20 protein-coding genes are annotated in these 16,870 nt (G+C 47.0%); 7 read left to right on the forward strand and 13 right to left on the reverse strand.

Features of this window, described 5'->3' with window-relative positions:
- The coding region (locus MES37_RS19210; protein ID WP_237932396.1) for a YicC/YloC family endoribonuclease at window positions 1-414 on the reverse strand (414 nt) is incomplete at its 3' end.
- Between the two features lie 125 nt (window positions 415-539).
- Here MES37_RS19210 and rph point away from each other — a divergent pair.
- Both rph and pyrE read left to right on the forward strand, forming a co-directional pair.
- Window positions 540-1,256 (forward strand): ribonuclease PH, encoded by a 717-nt coding sequence (rph, locus tag MES37_RS19215; RefSeq protein WP_121814628.1) that lies wholly within the window; start codon window positions 540-542, stop codon window positions 1,254-1,256.
- A 57-nt stretch (window positions 1,257-1,313) separates the two neighbouring features.
- On the forward strand, window positions 1,314-1,955 hold the full coding sequence (pyrE, locus tag MES37_RS19220) for an orotate phosphoribosyltransferase (protein ID WP_064541826.1): 642 nt from the start codon (window positions 1,314-1,316) through the stop codon (window positions 1,953-1,955).
- A gap of 30 nt (window positions 1,956-1,985) precedes the next feature.
- On the opposite strand, the gene slmA is transcribed toward pyrE, so the two are convergent.
- From slmA to coaBC, 3 genes are all read right to left on the reverse strand, one after another.
- Window positions 1,986-2,582, reverse strand: a complete 597-nt coding sequence (gene slmA / locus MES37_RS19225) for a nucleoid occlusion factor SlmA (RefSeq protein WP_064541822.1) — start codon at window positions 2,580-2,582, stop codon at window positions 1,986-1,988.
- Between the two features lie 120 nt (window positions 2,583-2,702).
- Window positions 2,703-3,161: a dUTP diphosphatase gene (gene dut / locus MES37_RS19230; RefSeq protein ID WP_064541819.1), complete on the reverse strand. Its 459-nt coding sequence runs from the start codon at window positions 3,159-3,161 to the stop codon at window positions 2,703-2,705.
- Window positions 3,139-4,350 (reverse strand): bifunctional phosphopantothenoylcysteine decarboxylase/phosphopantothenate--cysteine ligase CoaBC, encoded by a 1,212-nt coding sequence (gene coaBC / locus MES37_RS19235; protein ID WP_232887164.1) that lies wholly within the window; start codon window positions 4,348-4,350, stop codon window positions 3,139-3,141. The genes dut and coaBC overlap by 23 nt, the downstream gene beginning before the upstream one ends.
- Before the next feature lie 177 nt (window positions 4,351-4,527).
- Between coaBC and radC the strand changes: the two genes are divergently transcribed.
- The 4 genes from radC to mutM all read left to right on the forward strand — a co-directional run bounded on the left by radC (window position 4,528) and on the right by mutM (window position 6,709).
- Window positions 4,528-5,193, forward strand: coding sequence for a RadC family protein (gene radC / locus MES37_RS19240; protein WP_064541912.1), 666 nt, complete (start codon window positions 4,528-4,530; stop codon window positions 5,191-5,193).
- A gap of 216 nt (window positions 5,194-5,409) precedes the next feature.
- Window positions 5,410-5,646, forward strand: coding sequence for a 50S ribosomal protein L28 (rpmB, locus tag MES37_RS19245; protein WP_034461465.1), 237 nt, complete (start codon window positions 5,410-5,412; stop codon window positions 5,644-5,646).
- Window positions 5,647-5,659: 13 nt separating this feature from the next.
- Complete coding sequence (gene rpmG / locus MES37_RS19250) at window positions 5,660-5,827, forward strand: 50S ribosomal protein L33 (protein ID WP_002208990.1); 168 nt, start codon at window positions 5,660-5,662, stop codon at window positions 5,825-5,827.
- A gap of 72 nt (window positions 5,828-5,899) precedes the next feature.
- The gene (gene mutM, locus MES37_RS19255) at window positions 5,900-6,709 is read left to right on the forward strand and encodes a bifunctional DNA-formamidopyrimidine glycosylase/DNA-(apurinic or apyrimidinic site) lyase (protein WP_064541815.1); all 810 of its coding nucleotides are present in this window, start codon (window positions 5,900-5,902) and stop codon (window positions 6,707-6,709) included.
- A 4-nt stretch (window positions 6,710-6,713) separates the two neighbouring features.
- Here the strand turns inward: mutM and coaD are convergent, their stop codons facing one another.
- The 7 genes from coaD to rfaQ all read right to left on the reverse strand — a co-directional run bounded on the left by coaD (window position 6,714) and on the right by rfaQ (window position 13,750).
- A complete protein-coding gene (gene coaD / locus MES37_RS19260) occupies window positions 6,714-7,208 on the reverse strand; it encodes a pantetheine-phosphate adenylyltransferase (RefSeq protein WP_064541812.1) in 495 nt (164 codons plus the stop codon).
- Window positions 7,205-7,981 carry a glycosyltransferase family 2 protein gene (locus tag MES37_RS19265; RefSeq protein ID WP_237932399.1) on the reverse strand — a complete coding sequence of 259 codons (777 nt, stop codon included), beginning with the start codon at window positions 7,979-7,981 and terminating at the stop codon, window positions 7,205-7,207. Before MES37_RS19265 ends, coaD begins: the two co-directional genes overlap by 4 nt.
- A complete protein-coding gene (waaA, locus tag MES37_RS19270) occupies window positions 7,981-9,255 on the reverse strand; it encodes a lipid IV(A) 3-deoxy-D-manno-octulosonic acid transferase (RefSeq protein ID WP_064541806.1) in 1,275 nt (424 codons plus the stop codon). Before waaA ends, MES37_RS19265 begins: the two co-directional genes overlap by 1 nt.
- Before the next feature lie 168 nt (window positions 9,256-9,423).
- The gene (locus tag MES37_RS19275; RefSeq protein ID WP_232887156.1) at window positions 9,424-10,425 is read right to left on the reverse strand and encodes a glycosyltransferase; all 1,002 of its coding nucleotides are present in this window, start codon (window positions 10,423-10,425) and stop codon (window positions 9,424-9,426) included.
- 20 nt (window positions 10,426-10,445) lie between these two features.
- Window positions 10,446-11,546, reverse strand: coding sequence for a glycosyltransferase (locus MES37_RS19280; RefSeq protein ID WP_064541799.1), 1,101 nt, complete (start codon window positions 11,544-11,546; stop codon window positions 10,446-10,448).
- Between the two features lie 3 nt (window positions 11,547-11,549).
- Complete coding sequence (locus MES37_RS19285) at window positions 11,550-12,677, reverse strand: glycosyltransferase family 4 protein (RefSeq protein ID WP_064541796.1); 1,128 nt, start codon at window positions 12,675-12,677, stop codon at window positions 11,550-11,552.
- Entirely contained in the window at window positions 12,674-13,750 is a 1,077-nt protein-coding gene (gene rfaQ, locus MES37_RS19290) for a putative lipopolysaccharide heptosyltransferase III (protein ID WP_370918801.1), read from the reverse strand. The genes MES37_RS19285 and rfaQ overlap by 4 nt, the downstream gene beginning before the upstream one ends.
- 157 nt (window positions 13,751-13,907) lie before the next feature.
- Between rfaQ and MES37_RS19295 the strand changes: the two genes are divergently transcribed.
- Window positions 13,908-14,864, forward strand: coding sequence for a polysaccharide deacetylase family protein (locus MES37_RS19295; RefSeq protein ID WP_237932402.1), 957 nt, complete (start codon window positions 13,908-13,910; stop codon window positions 14,862-14,864).
- Between the two features lie 42 nt (window positions 14,865-14,906).
- Here the strand turns inward: MES37_RS19295 and MES37_RS19300 are convergent, their stop codons facing one another.
- On the reverse strand, window positions 14,907-16,172 hold the full coding sequence (locus MES37_RS19300) for an O-antigen ligase family protein (RefSeq protein ID WP_237932404.1): 1,266 nt from the start codon (window positions 16,170-16,172) through the stop codon (window positions 14,907-14,909).
- Window positions 16,165-16,870, reverse strand: a 706-nt coding sequence (locus tag MES37_RS19305; RefSeq protein ID WP_237932406.1) for a glycosyltransferase family 25 protein, incomplete at its 5' end; no start/stop codon positions are given. The genes MES37_RS19300 and MES37_RS19305, both read right to left, overlap by 8 nt.

Here is a 16,870-nt window from a genome sequence, read left to right on the forward strand (position 1 = left end):
CAGCGCACCATCAAGGGCGGCAAGAATTTCAGCTGTGATGGCATCAAGGTCTTGTTCCTGAGCAGACATCACACCAGGCCAGCGTAAAATATCAACTGGATTGATTTCGCCTTCGTCGCTCTGCATTTTTACCCAATTCGCTGCTTCAACCAGCTGTTTAGCCAGTTTTTCATTGAGCAGCAAAGAACTTTGAGCACGAGTATCAGGTTCGAAACGTAGGTTACATTCGATTTTCCCGCGAGTTAAGCGGGTGCGAATACGCTCGCGAGCCACAGGTTCGAGGCTACGGAACTGCTCTGGCATACGGATGTAGGTTTCAAGATAACGCTGGTTTACCGAACGTAACTCCCAGGTGGCGCTGCCCCATTCGCCTTTTACTTCACGTCGGGCATAGGCGGTCATACTGCGGATCATATTTCGTAACCGTATTCTGTAATAGATGTGGGGGATTATAGCCATGCCTGGCGTGGCAGGATAGGAATAAGCGAACGAAGTCCGTATAATGCGCAGCCACATTCGTTTTAGCCGGAGATAACCCCATGCGTCCATCAGGTCGTAGCGCCAATCAAGTGCGCCCAGTCACCCTGACCCGTAATTACACCAAACACGCAGAAGGCTCCGTGCTGGTCGAGTTCGGCGATACTAAAGTACTTTGTACCGCCACCGTTGAAGAAGGTGTTCCGCGCTTTCTGAAAGGCCAGGGCCAGGGTTGGATCACCGCTGAATATGGTATGTTGCCGCGTGCGACCCATAGCCGTAATGCTCGTGAAGCAGCAAAAGGTAAGCAGGGTGGCCGTACTCTTGAGATTCAGCGCCTGATTGCGCGTTCTCTGCGTGCAGCCGTTGATTTGAAAGTCCTTGGCGAATACACCATTACACTGGACTGCGATGTTCTGCAGGCAGACGGCGGCACTCGTACCGCATCTATTACTGGCGCATGTGTTGCGCTGGCGGATGCGCTGAACAAACTGGTCGCAGCCGGTAAGATGAAAACCAATCCAATGAAAGGGATGGTTGCGGCGGTATCTGTCGGTATCGTTAAAGGCGAGGCTTTGTGCGATCTTGAATATGTTGAAGATTCTGCCGCAGAAACTGACATGAACGTCGTGATGATGGAAGATGGCCGCATGATTGAGGTCCAGGGCACCGCGGAAGGCGAGCCGTTCACCCATGAAGAGTTGTTGGCGCTACTGGCGCTGGCACGAGGGGGAATTGAATCTATCGTAACGGCGCAGAAGGCGGCGTTAGAGAATTAATTTTAGGCGACTCTGAGAGTCGCCTTTTTTTTGTCGCAATAATCGAGGAGCAAATCCATGAAACCGTATCAGCGCCAGTTTATTGAGTTTGCGCTTAACAAGCAGGTACTTAAGTTTGGCGAATTCACGCTGAAATCCGGGCGTACCAGCCCTTATTTCTTCAACGCAGGGTTGTTTAATACCGGGCGTGATCTGGCACTGTTAGGCCGTTTTTATGCCGCCGCGTTAGTGGATTCCGGGATTGAGTTTGATTTGCTGTTTGGGCCGGCTTACAAAGGGATTCCTATCGCGACCACTACAGCGGTTGCGTTGGCAGAGCATCATGAACGTGATGTGCCTTATTGCTTCAACCGCAAAGAAGCAAAAGATCACGGTGAAGGTGGCAACCTGGTCGGTAGTGCCCTTCAAGGGCGAGTGATGTTGGTGGATGACGTTATTACTGCGGGTACCGCAATCCGTGAATCAATGGAAATTATTGCTGCCAACAATGCATCACTGGCTGGCGTGTTAATTTCTCTGGACCGCCAGGAGCGTGGTCGTGGTGAAATCTCTGCAATTCAGGAAGTTGAGCGCGATTACCAGTGCCAGGTGATTTCGATCATCACGCTGAAAGACCTGGTTGAATACCTGGAAGAAAAACCTGAAATGGCCGTGCATCTAGCGGCTGTACAGGAATACCGTACTCAGTACGGCGTGTAAGAAAAAGGGCCTTTTGAAGGCCCTTTCTATTTAACGAAGTTGTGCGGCAATCAGCGGCCAACGGGTATCAAAATCACCGGTAGGCAGATAGCGGAATTCGCTACGCACAAAACGCGATAGTGTCCCTTCACAAAATGCCAGCAGCAAGCTTGCCAGTAACGATTCATCAGTAATGTAGCCTTCACCTTCACGCATCTTCTTTTCACGCATGACCTGGCGCAATTGCACTTCTATACGCTCAAAAAGCTGATTGATACGGCCTTGCAGACGGTCTTGTTCAAACATCAGCGCGTGGCCGGTGAGAATTCGTGTTAGGCCAGGGTTGCGCTCGCCAAACCCAAGAATCAGTAAAACAATCAAGCGTAACCGGGCGTGGGTGTCTTTCTCATCTTTCAGGATGAGATTGATACGGGTAATCAGACTATCTTCAATAAACTCGATAAGGCTATCGAACATCTTCGTTTTGCTGGGAAAATGTCGATAAAGTGCAGCTTCGGAAACACCAACAGTCGCGGCGAGTTTGGCAGTCGTAATGCGTTGGCTGCCATCGCTGGACTCAAGCATTTGGGCCAAAGACTGAAGTATTTCTTCGCGACGATTCCGTTTCGCAACTTGCTTTTCTGCCATGTTCTAAAATACCCCTGAAATAACGCACTTGTCAGGCAGGTAACCACACCGCGCTCGCAAACTTGAAGTTTGCGGTTTTTTCACATTTTTTACGCTGTGGGGTTACGTTTTTAAATGAAGTTACTGGCGTCCTGAATGGCCGAAACCACCTTCGCCACGGTCACTAGAATCGAAATCCTCAACCAGATTGAATTCGGCCTGAACGACTGGCACAAACACCATTTGAGCAATGCGCTCACCCGGTTCGATAGTGAAGTGATCTTGTCCACGGTTCCAGACGGAAACCATTAACTGACCCTGGTAATCGGAGTCTATCAGCCCAACAAGGTTGCCTAAAACAACGCCATGCTTATGACCAAGACCTGAACGAGGCAGAATGACAGCCGCAAGAGTTGGGTCGGCGATATGGATAGCCAGCCCGGTTGGAATCAGTTTGGTGATACCTGGAGCAAGCTCTACGGCTTCATCCAGACAGGCGCGCAGGTCAAGACCCGCAGAGCCGGAAGTAGCATAAGTCGGCAGGGGGAACTGTTGGCCAACGCGTGGGTCCAGAATCTTAACGTCGATTTTTTTCATCATAACGGGTAACTATCTCGTTCAGTAAAAGATGGCCAAGGAGTTCTTTACGCTCAAGAGGTAAGACTTTATCTCCTTCCTGCCAGAAAATGTGCAGTGCATTGTTGTCGCTATTAAATCCCTGGCCTGCTTGTGAGACATCATTCGCACAAATCAGATCGAGATTTTTACTCATACGTTTTTGCCGGGCGTATTCTTCCACATTATTTGTTTCGGCGGCAAACCCAACAACATAAGGTCGGTGCGCCAAAAGTGCTGCGACACCGGCGACGATGTCCGGGTTTTTTATCATTTTTATTGTAATTTCATCGCCTTGCTTTTTGATTTTCTCATCAGCTACAGCGGCTGCACGATAATCCGCAACTGCGGCACAGCCCACAAAAATTTGCTGTTCCTGAACATGTTGCTGAACAGCAGCTTCCATTTCCAACGCTGTGGTGACATCAATACGCTTCACCCATGGTGGTGTTGGCAAAGATACAGGGCCAGAAATTAACGTCACATTCGCGCCACGCGATGCCGCCGCCGCCGCGATGGCATAACCCATTTTCCCTGAACTATCGTTAGTGATATAGCGCACCGGGTCCAGACGCTCGCGGGTTGGGCCAGCGGTAATCATGATATTAAGATGTTGCAGATCTTTGGTGACAGTAAAATGCTGTGCCGCCATTTCGACTATGGTTAGCGGGTCAAGCATTCGACCTGGGCCAACATCGCCACAGGCCTGGCTGCCGCTATCCGGCCCCCACATCAACAAGCCGCGTGAAGAGAGAACTTCAAGGTTGTGTTGAGTTGCAGTGGCTCGGTACATCTGTTGGTTCATGGCAGGGACAACGGCAACCGGTGCCGGTGTGGCGAGACAAATTGTGCTCACAAGGTCATTTGCCATGCCTGCAGTAATGCGGGCAATTAAGTCGGCCGTGGCGGGGGCAAGGATAACTAAATCAGCCCATTTGCCTAATTCTATATGGCCCATTGCGGCTTCTGCTGCGGGATCTAACAAGCTGTCTGAAACCGGATAACCTGATACGGCTTGTAAACTCAGTGGCGTAATAAAGGCTTTGGCGGCCTCAGTCATTACCACTCTTACTTCTGCCCCGCGTTCACGCAGACGGCGCACCAGTTCTGGTGTTTTATAGGCAGCGATACCACCGCTCACACCCAGAACAATTTTTTTGCCAGAAAGCCCCATCATGATTTTTCCACCACAAGTCACAGTCATCTGGCTATTTTACCACACTCATTAGGTATCGACTTTTTTGCAGTTTGCGAGACATCCCGCATGCGGAATATCTGCCTGTCGTTTGTGCTTCTCGAGTTGTGCACAATAGCGGAAATGAAGGGCAAGGAGGTTCTGATGGATGTGATCATGGGGCAGGATAAAGCGAGTATGCCGCGCGAAAAACTGCTGAAATTTGGGGCCAGTTCTTTATCTGATGTGGAGTTACTGGCGCTTTTTTTACGCACTGGCAGCAGAAACATGAATGTCCTGACATTTGCGCAAACCTTACTGCATCAGTTTGGCTCGTTAAGCCGGCTGTTGTCAGCGGACTATTCGCAGTTCAACGATGTTAAGGGTATTGGTGAGGCTAAATACACGCAGTTAAACGCCATAGCTGAACTAGCGCGGCGTTATTACTATTCTCGAGGCGTTGAAGAATTGACTTTAAAAGGGCCTGATTCAGTCAGGGAATTTATCCAAAGCCAGCTAACGACTGAAGAACGCGAGGTTTTCATGGTTATTTTTCTGGATAATCAGCATCGGGTGATTAAACATTGTCCGATGTTTTCTGGAACATTGAACCATGTAGAGGTCCATCCGAGAGAAATTGTGCGTGAAGCGATGAAATCAAATGCAGCGGCGTTAATACTCGCGCATAATCACCCGTCTGGTCGAGCAGAACCGAGTAAAGCCGATCGCGTTATTACCGAACGCATCGTAAAAGCTTGCCTGTTTATGGAAATTCGAGTGCTCGATCATCTTGTTATCGGCCGTGGAGAGTACGTTTCTTTTGCAGAACGTGGGTGGATTTAGGCCGAATTGCGCGATCCTTGGGGATCTTTGTCTGTTCGGGACTTGAGCACATGCGTTAGGCAGCGTATACTACGCCACCTTTGAGAATCTCGGGTTTTGGCATTATGCGCCTGGAACTGTGGTTCACATGGAACCGCCAGGGACCAGGCTTGCGGCCTGACGAGGCGCCATAACCCTATACGAAGCTCGAGCTAATTTGATTTTTGGAGAATAGACATGTCCCGAGTCTGCCAAGTTACTGGCAAGCGTCCGGTGACCGGTAATAACCGTTCCCACGCAATGAACGCGACCAAACGCCGTTTCCTGCCGAACCTGCACTCTCACCGTTTTTGGGTTGAGAGCGAGAAGCGTTTTGTCACACTGCGCGTATCTGCTAAAGGTATGCGTGTAATTGATAAGAAGGGTATCGAAACGGTCTTGGCCGATATGCGTACCCGTGGCGAGAAGTACTAAGAGGAATTAAGTCATGGCTAAAGGTGTTCGCGAGAAGATCAAGCTGGTTTCTTCTGCTGGTACTGGTCACTTCTATACCACCACGAAGAACAAGCGTACTAAGCCGGAAAAACTGGAACTGAAAAAATTCGATCCAGTTGTCCGTCAACACGTACTGTACAAAGAAGCTAAAATTAAATAATTTTAGTGTCTTTGATGAAAACCTCGCTTCGGCGGGGTTTTTTCGTTTTAGGCTTTTGAGTCTGGAGGAGAGATGCCTGAATTGCCGGAAGTAGAAACCAGTCGCCGTGGTATTGAACCACATCTGGTCGGGGAAACTATTCTTCACGCCGTGGTGCGTAATGGTCGCTTGCGTTGGCCTGTCTCCGATGAAATCCATGCTCTAAGCGACAAACCTGTTTTAAGCGTGCAACGCCGCGCTAAGTATCTGCTGCTCGAACTCCCTGATGGCTGGATTATTATCCATCTTGGCATGTCAGGTAGCCTGCGTATCCTTCCTGAAGATTATCCTGCCCAAAAGCATGACCATGTCGACCTGGTGATGAGTAACGGTAAAGTGTTGCGTTATACCGATCCGCGCCGTTTTGGTGCCTGGTTATGGGCTAAAGAGTTGGAGGGCAGCAATGTGCTGGCTCATCTGGGGCCGGAACCATTGAGCGACGCATTTTCGGCAGACTATTTGCGTGAAAAATCTGCGAAAAAGAAACTCGCGATTAAACCCTGGCTGATGGATAACAAGCTGGTGGTGGGCGTGGGTAATATTTATGCCAGTGAATCGCTGTTTGCTGCGGGCATCCATCCGGATCGTACTGCGCAGTCGTTATCACAAACTGAGTGTGAATTACTGGTCAAAACCATTAAAGCGGTACTACTGCGTTCTATTGAACAAGGTGGGACGACGCTAAAAGATTTCCTGCAATCGGATGGTAAACCGGGGTATTTCGCTCAGGAGTTACAAGTTTATGGGCGTGCAGGAGAACCGTGTCGGGTATGTGGAGCGCCTATTCTCATCAGCAAGCATGGGCAACGCAGCACGTTTTATTGCCGCCATTGCCAGCACTAGCTCTTTATTCAGCTGTCTCCTGCTTGAGTCTTTCCAGTAACGCTTTGCATACCGGCTCAGGCAGGAAGTGCGCAACATCGCCATGATGACGCGCGACTTCTTTAACTAGCGATGAAGAGACAAAAGACCACTCTTTTGATGGCATCAGGAACACGCTTTCTAGCTCTGGCATTAAGTGGCGGTTCATATGAGCCAGCTGCATCTCATACTCAAAATCTGCCGCCGTGCGTAGTCCTCTGACCAAAACGTTAGCTTGTTGAGTTTTAGCAAAATTCGCCATCAAATCACTAAAACCGACAACCTCAACATTAGGCAAATGTGCAGTAACACCTTTCGCGAGCTGGACTCTTTCTTCCAGCGTGAACAAGGTCTTCTTGTGCGGGCTATTCGCAATCGCCAGTATCAGGGTATCAAACATCATCGCAGCACGCGTCACGATGTCCAGATGACCGTTGGTAATGGGATCAAACGTGCCAGGATAAATCGCTCGGGTGGTCATAGAGTTTTGTTTTCCGTATAGCCTTGATTCAGCGCCCAGAGTTCAGCGTATTTGTTAAATGTGTACTGTGCGTTGACGACAGCAAGTAGCCAACCTTGTTTCCCATCAAGAAAACCAGCTCGTAGCAGCAGCGTTTTACAGAATGCCCCAAATGTGTGACCGAAAATACCGGCAATCGAGACTCGCTTGCCACGTTGATGACGCTCCTGCGCCCAGGCGGTCGCATAATTTAACTGTTTACGCTGGAAGCTGGCGAAATCACGGCAGGTAAGATGGAGCAAATCCCCTTTGAGTGGGATAACTTTCGCCCCTGGAGCTTCGAGAGACTCATGAACCTGATTATCATTATAACGGTAGAGCGCTCGAGCGTAGAGGCGGGTTACGCGGTCCGGATACCAACCGCTGTGGCGCATAAAACGCCCAAGGAACAGATTGCGGCGCGCGATACTGTAAACAGCATCTGTCTGCGGATTTTCTAAAACCGCTTTTAGCGTATTGGCCAGTTCTGGCGTGACACGCTCATCGGTATCGATCATCAAAACATAATCGTGGCTGGCGTAGCTCTGTGCGAGCTGGCGTTGTTTGCCAAAGCCTTGCCACTCTTCATTAATGAAAACTTTCGCACCAGTCTGAAGAGCTATCTCGACAGTAGAATCGGTACTGCCTGAATCCAGCAAAACAATTTCATCAGCCCAGGCCACTGAAGCCAGACATTCTGGCAATACGTCCGCTGCATTTTTAGCGATCATCACCACAGACAAGCGATTGGGCATTAATGGCTCCGTTGCGGCAGGTACGGTTGCAGTAATTGTAACAAGCGTTGCAATGCGCCCTGATTCTGATGAAGGACTTCCACGGCATGGCGACCGTAATAAAGGCGATAGTCTTCGTCGGTTAGCAGGGTGGTGATTTCGTTAACTAGTGAAGCCGCGTCCGTAACGGTAATCAGCCCGTCGGCACTCTGCAATTTGGCGCAAATATCTTTGAAATTGAAGGTGTGTGGGCCCATCAGTACCGGAATCGCATGAGCGGAAGGTTCCAGCGGGTTATGGCCTCCTCGTTCAACAAGGCTGCCGCCCACAAAGGCCAGATCGGCAATTCCGTACAGCATCATCAACTCGCCCATAGTATCGCCAATCACCACCTGGGTGCTGTTGGATGGCTTTTCACCACTGCTGCGCATGATGTAGCTGAAACCAGCCTTCTGAGCCATATCACGCGCATCTTTGAAGCGTTCCGGGTGGCGCGGGACAAGAATTAACAGTAAATCAGGGAATTTGGCCAGTAACTGGCGGTGTGCATCCAGAATAATACTTTCTTCGCCATCATGGGTGCTGGTGGCAATCCACACTTTACGATGTGGAGCCCATTGGCGGCGTAGCGTAATTGCGCGTGCGGCAAGTTCTGGAGTCACTGAAATATCAAATTTCAGGCTACCGGTAACGGTTAATTGAGAGCGTTTCAGACCAAGCTCGATGAAACGACCACCATCTTCTTCATTCTGTGCGGCGATCAGGGTGATTTTGCTCATCAGGCGGCGCGTGAAATTACCCAGCTTTTTATACCCTTTTGCCGAGCGGGCAGAAAGACGGGCATTGGCAATGACCAAAGGGATTTTGCGTTGGTGTAATTCGTTGATCATGTTTGGCCACAACTCGGTTTCCATCACGATAACCAGTTTGGGACGCACGGTATTGAAAAAGCGCTTCATGGCGCAAGGGAGATCGTAAGGCAAATAAACATGATGCACATTTTGCCCAAAAGCCGACAGCGCACGTTCCGAACCTGTTGGAGTCATGGTGGTGACGGTAATCGGAATCGTCGGGTAACGATGGCGCAGGGCGCGAACTAACGGAATTGCCGCCAGGGTTTCACCTACGGAAACTGAATGCAGAAGAATACCATCGGGCTCCACTTTTCCACGGCAATAGCCGTAGCGTTCCGCCCAGCGTTTGCGATACGCGGGAGCTTTACGGCTACGGAGTAACAGTCGCAGCCACACAAAAGGCTGAATAAGATAGAACAGAGCGGTATACAACGATTCCAAGCGAATTTTCCGTATTTTCATTATCGGCGGGCAAATTCTAAGCATTCGGGAAGCTTAAAGCTATTGTTTTGGTAACTTCACGAAGGCATTGCTTAGTATTCAGATGGGTTAGTGCTTGAGGGACAGAAGTCGCGGGCGGCATGCATCCACCCGCTTAGAGGCAGTACCTCAGCCCGGAACTCGGGTCGCTTTCTTCAATTTTAGATAACGACGACCCAGACGCCAGCGCAGGCGGAATCCACGGGCATTTTTCCAAATCAGACGCCAGATACCGCGATCAAAAAACTCCTGAATGATCATCTTCTTCTTGTGCGGATCTTTCATGTTATTGAAAGTATGCAATATCCCCAGACCTTCTTTCGCGATTTGCCAGTTACAGGCTGGAATATTCTTTACCGCTTCCGGATAACGCTGGTTAATGGCATCTAACATTTCCAGTATTTTCATATAATGACGTGCTGAGCGGATCAGGGTGTCATCCGTGTCTGGTTTATGGGATACCGAGGCCGAATGGATGTAGTAATCGTAGTATTGAGCGTCAGTGTACTGAACGCGCTGCGCGGCGAGTAACACCTCCGTTGTCCACGGAATATCCTGGTGACGTAAGCCGGGTTCGAAGGTAAAGCCATGTTCGCGAATAAAATCGTGGCGATAAAGGTTTAGCCAGGTCACGTGCAGAAACTTACGCGAATCGAGCGCACGTTTAAGCCACTGGGGACCACTCAGTACGTCGGTAGACTGAAGCTTGTCTTGCGGAAAAATTGGCCGTGAAGGTTTTTTGTTGTTTTCGTAAACGTAATTACCATTGCACGTCACTACATCAAGGTCATTTTTTAAGGCTAAATCAAGAAGATGCTGGTACATGCCGGGCTTAAAGTCATCATCAATGTCCGGGAAGGAGAGGTACTGACCTGTGGCTACAGCAAGCCCGGTATTACGCGCAATCGAAACGCCCTGATTTTCCTGTTCGATTATTTTCATACCAGGAAACTTGCTGCGCCAGGCGTTAATAATCGCCATGGAGCCATCGGTTGAACCATCGTTAACCATAATGACTTCCATGCTGTCGATGTTCTGAGCTTCAAGACAGGCAAAGAATTTAGCTAAAAAAAGCTCGCCGTTATAAACAGCAGCAACAACGCTAAGGAGTGGACGTAGGCTCTGTGGCATAAAATTACCCGAAAATATTGTTATCTTTCTTCTGTCGCCAGAGACAAATACTGCTGGCAGATGGCACCAATGCTATATGACTCAATCGTTGCGATATCAATAACCGGTGGGGTGTTGTAAATATCCAGCATAGTGTCAGCAAGTTCCTGAGCGCTCATGCCGGAAAGACCGCGAGACAGTTCTCCGGTCAAAATTTCCGCAGGCCCGCCAGGGCAATTTGTACTGACGGCTGGTGTCTGGCAAATTAGTGCTTCGACCAGAACGTTGCCAAATCCTTCACAATCTGAGCTAAGCAGCAACATACGTGCATTGGCAATCCATGGATAAGGGTTTGGTGCGAATGATTTTATAATCACACGCTCGGCAACACCAGCGGCTGTGGCCATCGCTTTTAACTCGGCAATACGCTCATTGCTGCCGTTACCCATCAGAACCAACGGAGCTTGAATTCCACTGAGAGCATAAGCGCTGATCAGCCGGTCATGTCGTTTATGTTCATGGAAGCGACCCACATGGATTAAATAATCCTGCCCGGCCATTTCACACGACTCTTTTGCTTTTAAATGTATTCCGTCGATATCGAATGGGTTATGAATGACGGTGCCCCCGGACAGCGTAATATCGAAATTTGTCGTAATATCGTGCAAAACTGCCTGAGAAACAGCGACGACATTACTATTTTGATAAACGCTTTGAATTTTCTTACGTTTTATCCAGCGTGAGAAACCCTGACGATGCTGAAGATATGAATAAGAATACATGCCGTGGACACAGTACCAGAGCTTTTCACGCGCAATGGATTTAGTGTGGGCAACAATGCGATCGGTTTTATGCAGGTGAGATAAAACGAGGTCGAAATTCCCTTTTTTCTGCGCTTGTTCTACTGCGCTATCCAGCAGAGCGGCACGGCGGGACAATTCCGTCAGCTTACGCCACGGTTTTTTACAAGTATCCAGAATCACTTGATAATCAACGTCTTCCGGAATCTCATAATCACAGACGCGACGCAATGAGAAAACGGAAACCTGATGACCCATTGCGACCAAACCTTTCGATAAGGTAAGCACGGTTTTTTCAGCACCGCCGCCAGGTAAACCATCAATAATCATTAGGATACGCATCGTCTAATCCAGTATATTTTGATACAGCGAAATAAGTTGCTGTGAAAGTTTTTCCGGTGTCGCATCCCTGACTCGCTCGCGAGCATATTCCCCCATTTTCTCATCCACAAAGCGTGAAGATATTGCCATTACCGCTTCTGAAAGTTGTGGGATATTGAGTGCATCACAAACGTATCCGTTTTGTCCGATTGTTATAAATTCAGCTCCACCACAGGTAGCCGAGGTAATAACCGGTAAACCACATGCCATTGCTTCAAGAATCACATTTGGAAATGGATCATATAGTGTTGGCAGTAATAGTCCATCAGCTACCTGATAGAAAGGCAGCGTATTTTTCTGCATTCCCATAAACCGTATGCGATTCAGGCACCCCAGAGATTGTGCCAGTTCTCGATAACTTTTCTCGACTTTATCTTGCCCAACGATCACCAGATAGCGGTCGGTATTAGCAATGGCCTTAATTGCACTGGCTAACCCTTTACGCTCGAATCCGGAACCGACAAAGACCAATGTTACTGCGCTTTGCGGGATAGATAATTCATCTCGTAGTTTCGTGCGTAGCTCATCATTTGCCGGAACGAAGCGGGAAGAGTCAATAGCATTATAGATGACATGTATCTTATTAGCAGGTATAGAGAAATCTTCGATAATCTCTCTTTTAACCATTTCGGCATTGCAGATGACGGCTTTTAGTTCGGGAGCCTGATACATCGCCTTCTCAGCCTGCATCACATAACGATGGTATCTATCGAGAAATAGCCACTTTCCGCGCCAGGCGGGTAAAATTCTTGCACGCTGCATCAGCCAACGGCGGTGAACACCATCACCTGCGCGATAAATATCGCAACCCGCTATACGTTCATGACTTTGAACAATATCGAAATTCTCACGTTGCCATAGCGTTCTTGCCGCATCGGCAAAACCTTTTTCACGGCTGATTCGACCTAGTTTCATCGGATCGCAAATATGAATATGCCAGTTATCCTGGCGCTCACCCTGCCATTGCCGAGTGATAACGTTGAGTTCCATATCGTGGGCGCTTAACGCCTCAAGTGCGCGTGAAACGAAACGTTCAGCACCTCCATCCGGGCGGTATTTTTGGCGGACAATAGCCAGACGGCAGCGCTTCATAACAACTGTTTCCTTGCAGCGGCGACAACAATGTCGACTGGGATGGCATCGAGATAACGTTCTTTCGTATTGGTATCAATTTTGTCAGGGTCTGGCAAATCACCATAGTTTCCTGCCCAAATGACTTCACCGACGACGTCCCACGGGCTCCAGAATGTCAGCTTTGAAGGGCCAAATAGCGCGATGCATGGTGTTTTCAATGCGGCAGCCATGTGCATCGGTACTGAATCCACACCGATAAACAGTTGGGCGTGGTCGATCAGTGCCGCTAATTGGCGCAGAGTTAGCTCACCCGCCAGGGAATGGATTCGCTCTGATGGGCATAACGCACGGATTTTTTCAATCATCGCTTTTTCGTTTTTATCCGGCCCGGAGGTCAATACCAGGGAATGCCCATCTTTTTGCAAAGCAGTGATGGTTTCAGCCATTTTGCCCTCATCCCAGCATTTGAAAAACCAGCGGGAGGTGGGCTGCACCACAATATAGGAACCTTCAACCCCATTGCTTTGCAGCTTACTTTGCACGGATTGCCAGTCGCCAGGCTGATAGCTCATCGTAACATCCCTGACTGGAGCAATATTCAACGGGGCAATAATGGAGAGGTTTTGCTCTACAGTGTGCAGGGTCTGATGACCTGACACTGAAGCAAGTTGAGTATGACAATGTTGCCAGATCCAGCCGCGGCGCTTATTGAAATCAAAACCGATACGCGAAGGAGCACCAGTGAAGCGAGTGACCACGGCGCTACGCCACTGATCGGCCAGATTGATAACCAGACTATATTTTTGCTCGCGCAATGTTTTAAGTAATTGCCACTCTTTGCATAAATGCTGGCGGGTACCGAGTTTGCGCCATTTACGGTCAATTCCATAAATACGATGAATGAATGGATGTGCCGCCAGCATGTCTCTCGTTTCTTCATAGAGCAGAACATCGATTTTTGCGTGTGGCCAGGCTTGATGTAATGCATTGATCACCGGAGTGGTGAGCAACATGTCACCATGATGGCGCAACTTTATCAGTAAAATACGGGTAGGTGGCATGGCTGCAAGAGCATTCAAAGCGTTACTCATTATCATCTTTAGAAGATTAACCAAAGGGTGATTCTAATAGACCTTGAGTGTGGTTGCTACATTTGTGCTCAGGAGTTAGAAATTTGATCGTATGCGGTTTGCCCTTATCTGGCAGGCTGCGTAACATGATGTGAACATCTTTATTTCAGAGACGGAAATGACCAAACCTGCATTCATTATCACCATTGATACCGAAGGCGATAATCTCTGGCAAAACCATCGACAAATCAAAACTGAGAATGCTCGGTTCTTACCTCGTTTTCAGTCTTTATGTGAAAAATATGGTTTTAAGCCGGTTTGGCTTACGAACTATGAGATGGCTATGGATCCGGTTTTTATCGAGTTTGCCAAAGATGTCATTGCTCGTGGTCAGGGAGAAGTTGGCATGCACTTACACGCATGGAATAGCCCACCCGATCACGATTTAACGGGCGATGACTGGCGCTGGCAGCCCTATCTCATTGAGTACAGTGATGAGATCATGCGGGAGAAAGTGGTTTATATGACCACGTTGCTGGAAGAAACATTTGGCACAAAAATGATTAGTCATCGTGCCGGACGTTGGTCATTTGATAGTCGCTATGCCAAATTACTGGTGGAGTTGGGCTATAAGGTGGATTGCTCTGTGACGCCGAGAGTTAACTGGCGAAATGCGAAGGGGGCTCCTACTGGTAATGGCGGAACGGATTATCAACATTTCCCGACCCAGGCTTATTTTATGGATCTGGAAAATATTGACCAGTCTGGTAACTCCGCATTACTCGAAGTCCCGATGAGTATTCAATATAAGCATAGCAATCTGATGAATAGCTTTAAGCAAGGCTATGACCAGATGCGCGGGAAATATCGTAGTCCTTCAGTAAATTGGTTGCGCCCATCAGGTGGCAATGCTGCACAAATGATAGCTGTTGCAGAAAAAACCTTATCCCAAGGCAACGATTACGTAGAGTTTATGCTTCATTCATCAGAATTTATGCCCGGTGGTAGTCCAACGTTCAAAGATGAAGCTGATATTGAAAGGCTATATCAGGATTTGAATACGTTATTTTCCTGGCTCGCAGAGCGAACCAGGGGAATGACATTGGCTGAGTATTATGAAACTAAAACTAGCTGATTGAATTTAATGGGGCAGGCGGTCACTGCCCCATATAGTTATTTACTTGTTCTCTTTTTCATAACAAATCACATATGCCATAGTGATAAGCGTCGATATGATGACAATAAATTCTATTGAAGTTAATAATACGTCAGTCATACCATACAATAAAGTTGAAATAACCACCATTGATATAGGGTTGCAGAGGATTCCTGAAATACCATTAGTGAAAATCATACTAATGTAAAAATAGAGTAATACCAAAACCCCTATAATACCAAATAAAGAGCTGTACTGAATAATTTCATTATGGAGATGGACGTCAAGATACTGGAAAACAGCAGAGTTCTCCTGGTGGTTTTTTACTAAATAATCACGGATATAATGATTTCTTGTGTTTTGCGTGGCCCCGAATGGATGGTCATAAAAAGATACAATACCGACTTTCCACATGGAAAACCTTGCGCCTAATGATGTTTGATCATTACCTTGTCGGTATGCGGTAATATCAGAGGTTGTATCCTTGAAGCGTGTTTCAATAATTTTTGAATTGATGGAGGAAACCGCTATTAATGCACCTACAGCCAGTGCAACATAAATTATTTTTATCTTCCTATCTGCCCACATAATATATGAAAAGACTACCAGAGATAACCCTGAGTGGATAACCATGGCAGACCGTGTTTCGGTTAAAAAGATAACATAAACAGAAGCAATTATAGAGACTAATAATAATGGGTACTTTAACTTCCCATCAATGACTCTACCAATAATACAGATTAGTGCAATGGATAATGCACTATAGGCATAGGCTGTGAGGGTGGCTCTATTGATACCAAGAAGAATTCGATCGGGTGATAATACACTTTGTATGATCCCAGAGAACGACGCTGAAATAAATGCACAAGAAAATGAAAAGAGAAATAATTTTTTCAGAAGAGCATTATCAATAATTTCACTTTTAAACATTGCGATGACATAAAGTGCAATCATTGATGAAAGAAACATTCTCTTACCTGGCGTAAACAGTAATTCTTTACTTTCATTTTCCTGAAGTTGAAAATGCGAAATAGTTGACCACAGGGCAAAGACTATACCAAGTAATAAAAAAGGCAGAGCTATTTTTGCATTGGAAATGACACAGGCAATTTTTTTATAATTGACAATAATTCCAAGGATGGATAAATAGCTGCAATAGTAAAATATAACACGTCCTGTTTTCTCATGGAGAAAAGCAGTTGGCAATACTAATGACAATAAAACAACAACAGATATGAATAAATACTTATTTATTGCAGTCTGAGTGAAATGAATTTTATTAATCATTGCTGGTTACCCCGACAAGCTTTCTGGTAATGTTTCGCCAAAAGAAAAGGCGTATTTTCATCATCATTTTCCTCTCGCGCTTTATTTTTTTTAACGTTAAAGAGCGTTCATTCTCAATGTCTTCCCTCTGCTGCAACTCCTTCTCTGTAGGCCAAATAGTGGAAGTGTTACTCAGCGTTGAGAGGGTGATTGAAGGCGGGGTTAATGCTTTTACGTTAATAATATTATAATCTCTAAAGAATACCCAACGATCTGCTTCAAGCCATATAGGGTATAAGAAACTTATCAATTTCTTGGCTGCTGATTTATTAATAAAATAACCATGAGAAAGTGCTGCTTCCATAACGTTTACTAATTTAAAATCATCAGATAACCGCTGACTGTTGCGTGTCGCATGTTTATTTATGGGGCCAAGTAATATGATGGTAGGAGTATCCGAAACATTTTTTTCTACTAACTCAAGTGCTTTAGCTAGATTGGGTTCTAGCTGAGCATCATCTTCAAGAATTAAGGCGTACTCAATATTGTCATCAACTATTTTTTTGTATATATTATAATGACTTAATGAACAGCCTATCTCTCCGCGTGTCATTCCTTTAGATTTTTCAGGATCTATTAGCTTACTCAGATCATCTTCACTTAATTTACGTCCATCTACAGCTGGTATAACTGTATAATCTAAATTAAATGCTATACAC

This window comes from Buttiauxella sp. S19-1, from assembly GCF_022134725.1.
In the GTDB taxonomy this organism is placed as follows: domain Bacteria; phylum Pseudomonadota; class Gammaproteobacteria; order Enterobacterales; family Enterobacteriaceae; genus Buttiauxella; species Buttiauxella ferragutiae.